This window comes from Pseudomonas sp. I2 (assembly GCF_040984075.1).
GTDB classification, from domain to species: domain Bacteria; phylum Pseudomonadota; class Gammaproteobacteria; order Pseudomonadales; family Pseudomonadaceae; genus Aquipseudomonas; species Aquipseudomonas guariconensis_B.
On record NZ_JBCGFQ010000094.1, the window covers coordinates 1 to 6,167 of the forward strand.

5 protein-coding genes are annotated in these 6,167 nt (G+C 64.7%); all 5 read left to right on the forward strand.

What is annotated here, in order from left to right; translation table 11 throughout:
• Positions 1-3 precede the first annotated feature (3 nt).
• The 5 genes from WCE05_RS25440 to WCE05_RS25460 all read left to right on the forward strand — a co-directional run bounded on the left by WCE05_RS25440 (position 4) and on the right by WCE05_RS25460 (position 6,046).
• Positions 4-675, forward strand: coding sequence for a PolC-type DNA polymerase III (locus WCE05_RS25440; protein WP_368816794.1), 672 nt, complete (start codon positions 4-6; stop codon positions 673-675).
• A 99-nt stretch (positions 676-774) separates the two neighbouring features.
• Positions 775-1,293: an RNA polymerase sigma factor gene (locus tag WCE05_RS25445; RefSeq protein ID WP_225786494.1), complete on the forward strand. Its 519-nt coding sequence runs from the start codon at positions 775-777 to the stop codon at positions 1,291-1,293.
• Entirely contained in the window at positions 1,290-2,246 is a 957-nt protein-coding gene (locus tag WCE05_RS25450) for a FecR domain-containing protein (protein ID WP_225786495.1), read from the forward strand. The genes WCE05_RS25445 and WCE05_RS25450 overlap by 4 nt, the downstream gene beginning before the upstream one ends.
• 173 nt (positions 2,247-2,419) lie before the next feature.
• Positions 2,420-4,852: a TonB-dependent siderophore receptor gene (locus WCE05_RS25455; protein ID WP_368816793.1), complete on the forward strand. Its 2,433-nt coding sequence runs from the start codon at positions 2,420-2,422 to the stop codon at positions 4,850-4,852.
• A gap of 81 nt (positions 4,853-4,933) precedes the next feature.
• Positions 4,934-6,046 (forward strand): PepSY domain-containing protein, encoded by a 1,113-nt coding sequence (locus WCE05_RS25460; protein ID WP_253102097.1) that lies wholly within the window; start codon positions 4,934-4,936, stop codon positions 6,044-6,046.
• The last annotated feature ends 121 nt before the right edge of the window (positions 6,047-6,167 follow it).

The window sequence follows — 6,167 nt, forward strand, 5'->3', positions numbered from 1 at the left end:
GCCCTGGACGACCACCTGCGCCAACGCCTGGCACGCCTGCCCAAGGCCCCGGCCCTGAGCGTGAAATCGCTGCGCGAACAACGCTGGGTGGTGCTCGACCTGGAAACCAGCGGCCTGAACGTCAACCGCGACCAGGTGCTGTCGATCGGCGCCGTGGCCATCGAGGACGGCGCCATCGATTTCCGCCAGCAGTTCGAACGCACCCTGCACCGCCCGGACCAGAAGACCAACCCCAGCGTGCTGATCCATGGCCTTGGGCCCAGCGCCTTGGCCGCTGGCTGCGATCCGGCCGAGGCCCTGCTCGACTTGCTGGCGTTCATCGGCGACAGCCCCGTGCTCGCCTTCCATGCCCCCTTCGACCAGCGCATGCTGGCCCGGGCCCTGAAAGACAGCCTCGGCTATCGTCTGCAGCATCCCTTCTTCGACGTGGCCGAACTGGCGCCGATGCTCAACCCTGACACCGTATTGCGCGAGGCCAGCCTCGACGACTGGATCGCACGCTTCGGCCTGCAGGTGGAAGAACGCCACCACGCCAGCGCCGATGCCCAGGTCACCGCCGAACTGGCGCTTATCCTGTTCAGCCAGGCCCGCCGCCAGCAGCTCGACAGCCCGCTGCAACTGAACTTGCGCCTGCAGCAGTGGCGTCGGCGCAACGCCCAGCATCAGGGTGGGTGATGGCAATCCGATAAGCGTCAATTGCACCGCGCCCCTAAGCTCTGCGACAATCGCGAATAATTATCGTTAGTTAACGCATTCGTTCCGGGGGGACGCTTCTTGTCGTCTGCGCAGAGCCCACACGCCGAGCTGGTCGGTACGCTGTACCGCGATCATCGCGGCTGGCTGCTGGCCTGGCTGCAACGCAGCACCGCCTGCCGCCAGCGCGCCGAAGACCTGAGCCAGGACACCTTCGTGCGCCTGCTCGGCCGCGAGCAACTGGCCGCGCCCCGCGAACCCCGCGCCTTCCTCGTGGCAGTGGCCAAGGGGCTGCTGTTCGACCACTTCCGCCGCGCGGCCCTGGAACAGGCCTACCTGGCGGAGCTGGCACGCCTGCCGGAGGCCGAGCAACCGTCCCCGGAAGCCCAGCACCTGATCCTCGAAGACCTCAAGGCCATCGACCGCCTGCTCGGCAAGCTGTCGAGCAAGGCGCGCGCGGCCTTCCTGCACAACCGCCTGGACGGCATGGGCCATGCCGAGATCGCCGAACGCCTGGGGGTTTCGGTGTCGAGGGTGCGCCAGTACATCGCCCAGGCCATGCGCCAGTGCTACGTCGCGCTCTACGGGGAGCCGACGTGAATACCACGCCGGTCTCGGCCAAGGTCCTGGATGCCGCCATTGCCTGGAAGCTGTGCCTTGACGAAGGCAACGGCAGCCCCGACGAGCGCAGCGAATTCATGCGCTGGCATGCCGCCAGCGAGGAGCATGCCCGCGCCTGGCGCCAGTTGGGCATGCTCGATCAGCGTGTCAGTGCCGCCGCCGGCCCTGCGCGCCATGCCCTGCTGCAGTCGCGCGCCGGCCTGCGGCGGCGGGTCGCCAAGCTCGGCGGTGGGCTGGCCGGCATGCTGCTGGTGGGCGTGCTGCTGGCCTGGGCCGGCGCACCGTCGCTGTCGCCGGGCTACTGGCTGGCCGACCAGCGCACCGGCACCGGCGAACTGCGCACCCTGCGCCTGGAGGACGGCACCCTGCTGAGCCTGAACACCCATACCGCGGTGGACATCGACTATGCCGGCGAACAGCGGCTGATCGTCCTGCACCAGGGGGAGATTTCCGTCGAAACCGGCCACCAGGACAGCCGCCCGTTGCTGGTGCGCACCGACGACGGCCGCCTGCGGCCGCTGGGTACACGCTTCTTGGTCAAGCGCGAGGAGCAGGGTACCCGCCTGGAGGTGCTGCAAGCCTCGGTGGCCGCACGCCCGTCGAACAGCGGCGACGAGCAGGTCCTGCGCGAGGGCCAGCAGGTACTGATGACCAGCGATGGCCTCGGCCAGGTCAACCCAGTGGCCATCGGCGCCGATGCCTGGACCCACGGCATGCTGGTGGTGGACAACGTACGCCTGGCCGACCTGGTGGCCGAGCTTGGCCGTTACCGCAAGGGGCACCTGGGCGTCGCCGCCGAAGTCGCCGACCTGCGGGTGACCGGCAGCTTCCCACTGACCGACACCGACCTGGCCCTGGCCTCGCTGCTGCCGGCACTGCCGGTGAAGATCGAGCGGCATACACCCTGGTGGGTGACAGTGGTCAAAAAATAAACACCCGCGGTATTGGGGCTGCGTTGCAGCCCCCTGGCAGCTGAAACGGCATTGTCCCTGCCCTCTTACAGCGCCCAACTCGCCACTCGCAACTTTTTTCCACCACCCCTGTCACTTTCCCAATCTCGTTCGGCAAGGAAGCAGTTAGCACTTATCCGTCGAGGAGCCGCTGCATGTCCCGTGCCGTTGATTCATTCCTGCGCCCCAGCCTGATGGCCCTGGCCATCGCCCTGGCCAGCCCATTGGCCAGCCCTGCCCTACACGCCGCCGAACAGTCCGGCATGCACGCCTACGACCTGCCCAGCGCGCCGCTGGCCAGCACCCTGAACCAGATCGCCAGCCAGGCCGGCATCGCCCTGGCCATCGACCCGGCCCTGGTCAGCGGCCGCCAGTCAGCGCCGGTCAACGGCCAGTACGATGCCCTCGGCGCCCTGCAGGCCGCCCTGCGCGGCACCGGCCTGCAACTGCAACAGAGCAGCGTCGGCAGCTACAGCCTGGTGGCCACGCCCGAAGGCAGCCTGGCGTTGCCGGAAACCAACGTGAATGCAGCCAGCGATACCGAAAGCGCCTGGGGCCCAGTAGAGGGCTACGTCGCCCACCGCACAGCCGCGGGCACCAAGACCGATACCGCGATCGTCGAAGTGCCCCGCTCCATCTCCGTCGCCACCCGTCAGCAAATGAAGGACCGTGGCGTGCACAGTCTCGATGATGCCGTGCGCTACATGCCCGGGATCGTGTCCGCCAGTTTCGGCAGCGATAAGCGTTATGACTGGATGCGCGTGCGCGGCTTCGAGCCGACCCAGTTCCTCGACGGGCTGCCGCTGCCCCGCGGCGTATACGCCAACCCGAAAGCCGAAACCTGGAACCTGGACCGCCTCGCACTGCTGCGCGGGCCGGCCTCCTCCATCTACGGCCAGACGCCACCAGGCGGCCTGCTGGACATGGTCAGTCGCCGTCCACAGGCCGAAAGCGCTCAGGAAATCGAACTGCAGTACGGCAGCGACAATCATCGCCAGATCAACTTCGCCAGTACCGGCAAGATCGACGACGAGGGCCAGTTTCTCTACAGCGTCAGTGGCGTGATTCGTGATGGTGGCACCCAGATCGACCATATCGACGACAAGCGTTACAACATCGCCCCGAGCCTGACCTGGAACATCGACGAAGATACCTCGCTGACCTTCCTCACCCAGTTCACCCGCGACGACACAGGCGTCACCAGCCAGTTCCGCCCCATCCAGGGCACCAAGATCGACATGCCGTTCGGCAAGATCTCCCACCACAAGAACCTGGGTGACCCGGACTATGAGTTCTATGACCGCACCTACTATGCGCTGGGCTACGCCTTCGAGCACCGCATCAACGATGTCTGGCAGTTCCGCCAGAACCTGCGTTACACCAAGTCGGACCTGGCGTTCCAGACGATTACCGTCAATAGCTACCTTCCAGAATTTGGTTTTGTCGTAGACGACGAAGGTAACACCGGTCGCGGCACCACTAATGTCGATGAAGACATCAGCCAATTCGCAGTCGACAACAATTTCCAGGCTGACTTCACCACAGGTGCCATCAACCACACCCTGTTGATCGGTCTGGATCACCAACGCAGCAACACCAACTACCTGGCCATCTTTGGCACTGCGCCAGACATCAACGTCAACAACCCAGTATATGGCTTGCCGATCACCCGTCCGGACCGTTCCACGGCCTTTTATGACTACGACCAGAAAACCCGTCAGACCGGCCTGTACGTCCAGGATCAGATGGCGCTGGGCAACTGGCGTCTGACGTTGGGCGGCCGTGAGGACTGGGTGCATACCGGCACCAAGTTCTTCAACCAAGGCGATGCCACCAATACTGAGCGTGACAAGAAGTTCAGTGGCAACGCTGCAATCAGCTATGTGTTCGATTCGGGATTCGTGCCGTACCTTTCCTATGCTGAGTCTTTCCAGCCGGCCAGCAATGCCAGTGTCTCCGCAACGGAGTCGTTCAAGCCGACCGAAGGCAAACAATGGGAGCTGGGCATCAAGTACCAGCCACCGGGCTCCAACACCCTACTGTCGGCAGCAGTGTATGACCTCACCCAGAAAAACGTTTCGGTCACCAACAACGTCGGCAATGTGACCGTCACCAGCCAAACTGGCGAGGTGAAAGTCCGTGGCCTGGAGCTTGAAGCCGTTTCCGACGTCACCGAGAACCTGAAAGTAATTGCGGCCTACACGCTAGCAAAATCCGAAGTGCAAGACGGCCTGTACAAAGGCAACCGCTTGCAACTGATGCCAAACCAGCAAGCTTCGCTGTGGACCGACTATACCTGGCACACAGGCGTGCTCGATGGATTCGGTATCGGCGCCGGTGCACGCTACACCGGCAATACCTATGGCGACCAGGCCAATACCTACCTGGGCAAGGCCAACGCCTACACTGTGTTCGACGCATCTGTGCACTACGATCTGGGGCGCCTGGACAACAGCCTCAAGGGCGCATCGATAGCGATCAACGCCACCAATCTGCTGGACAAGGACTACATCTCTACCTGCGATGCTTACTACTGCTACTACGGAGACCAGCGCAGCGTCGTCGCCAGTGCTACCTACAGATGGTAATGACGTGACGACATAGGATCTCTCACCAAGCCGTCCCCTGTGGACGGTTTTGGTTTTTTGAACGTCGAGAAACAAAATGAAATGAAAAGCCGAACCATCCGCCGCTGGTCCGTGATCCATACCTGGAGCAGCCTGGTCTGCACCTTGTTCCTGCTGTTACTGGCGCTGACCGGCCTGCCACTGATCTTCCACCATGAGCTGGAACACCTGCTGGGCGATGCCCCCGAACTGCGTGAAATGCCCGCAGACACCCCGCACCTGGACCTGCAACAGCTGGTCCTGAAGGCCGAGGCCCATCGCCCCGGCGAGGTGATGCAGTACTTCGGCTACGACGAGGACGACCGCAACGGCGTGGTGGCGATCATGGCGGCCACCGCCGGCACCGAGCCCAACGCCTCGCACACCTTCATGCTCGATGCCCGCACCGGCGAGGCGGTGGCCATGCCGGCCGCCAACGGTGGCATCATGATGACCATGCTGCGCCTGCACGTGGACATGTTCGCCGGCCTGCCGGGCAAGCTGCTGCTGGCCTTCATGGGTGTGCTGTTCGTCGTGGCGATCGTCTCCGGCACCGTGCTCTACGCACCGTTCATGCGCCGTCTGGCGTTCGCCACGGTACGCCACGACAAGTCGCGGCGCCTGCGCTGGCTCGACCTGCACAACCTGATCGGCATCGTCACCCTGACCTGGGCCCTGGTGGTCGGCGTTACCGGGGTGATCAGCGCCTGTGCCGACCTGGTCATCGCCGCCTGGCGCAACGAAAGCCTGGCAGCGATGGTCGCCCCCTATCGCGATGCGCCACCGCTCACCGCGCGCGCCCCGGCCGACCGCCTGCTGGACATCGCCGCCGAGGCCGCCCCGGGCATGCACCCGGACTTCATCGCCTTCCCCGGCACACGCTTTTCCAGCGAGCACCACTACGCCGTGTTCATGAAAGGCGCCACGCACCTGACCTCGCACCTGCTGACCCCGGTGCTGATCGATGCACAAACCCTGCAGGTCACCGCCGTGGGCGACCGCCCCTGGTACATGGACGCCATGGGCCTGTCGCAGCCACTGCACTTCGGCGACTACGGCGGGCGGCCGATGCAGATCCTCTGGGCAGTGCTCGATGTGCTGACCATCGTCGTGCTCGGCAGCGGTCTGTACCTGTGGTGGGGCAAGCAGCGCAAGGCTCGGGAGGTGCAGGCATGAGCCACAGGTCGCAGTCGAGCCGACGGATCTTCGCCTGGCCGGCGCTGATCGTCGTGCTCGGCGCCGTGGGGCTGTTCGCCGCGCTGCTGGGGGATGGTGGGTGGGACGTGCTGTCCTGGCT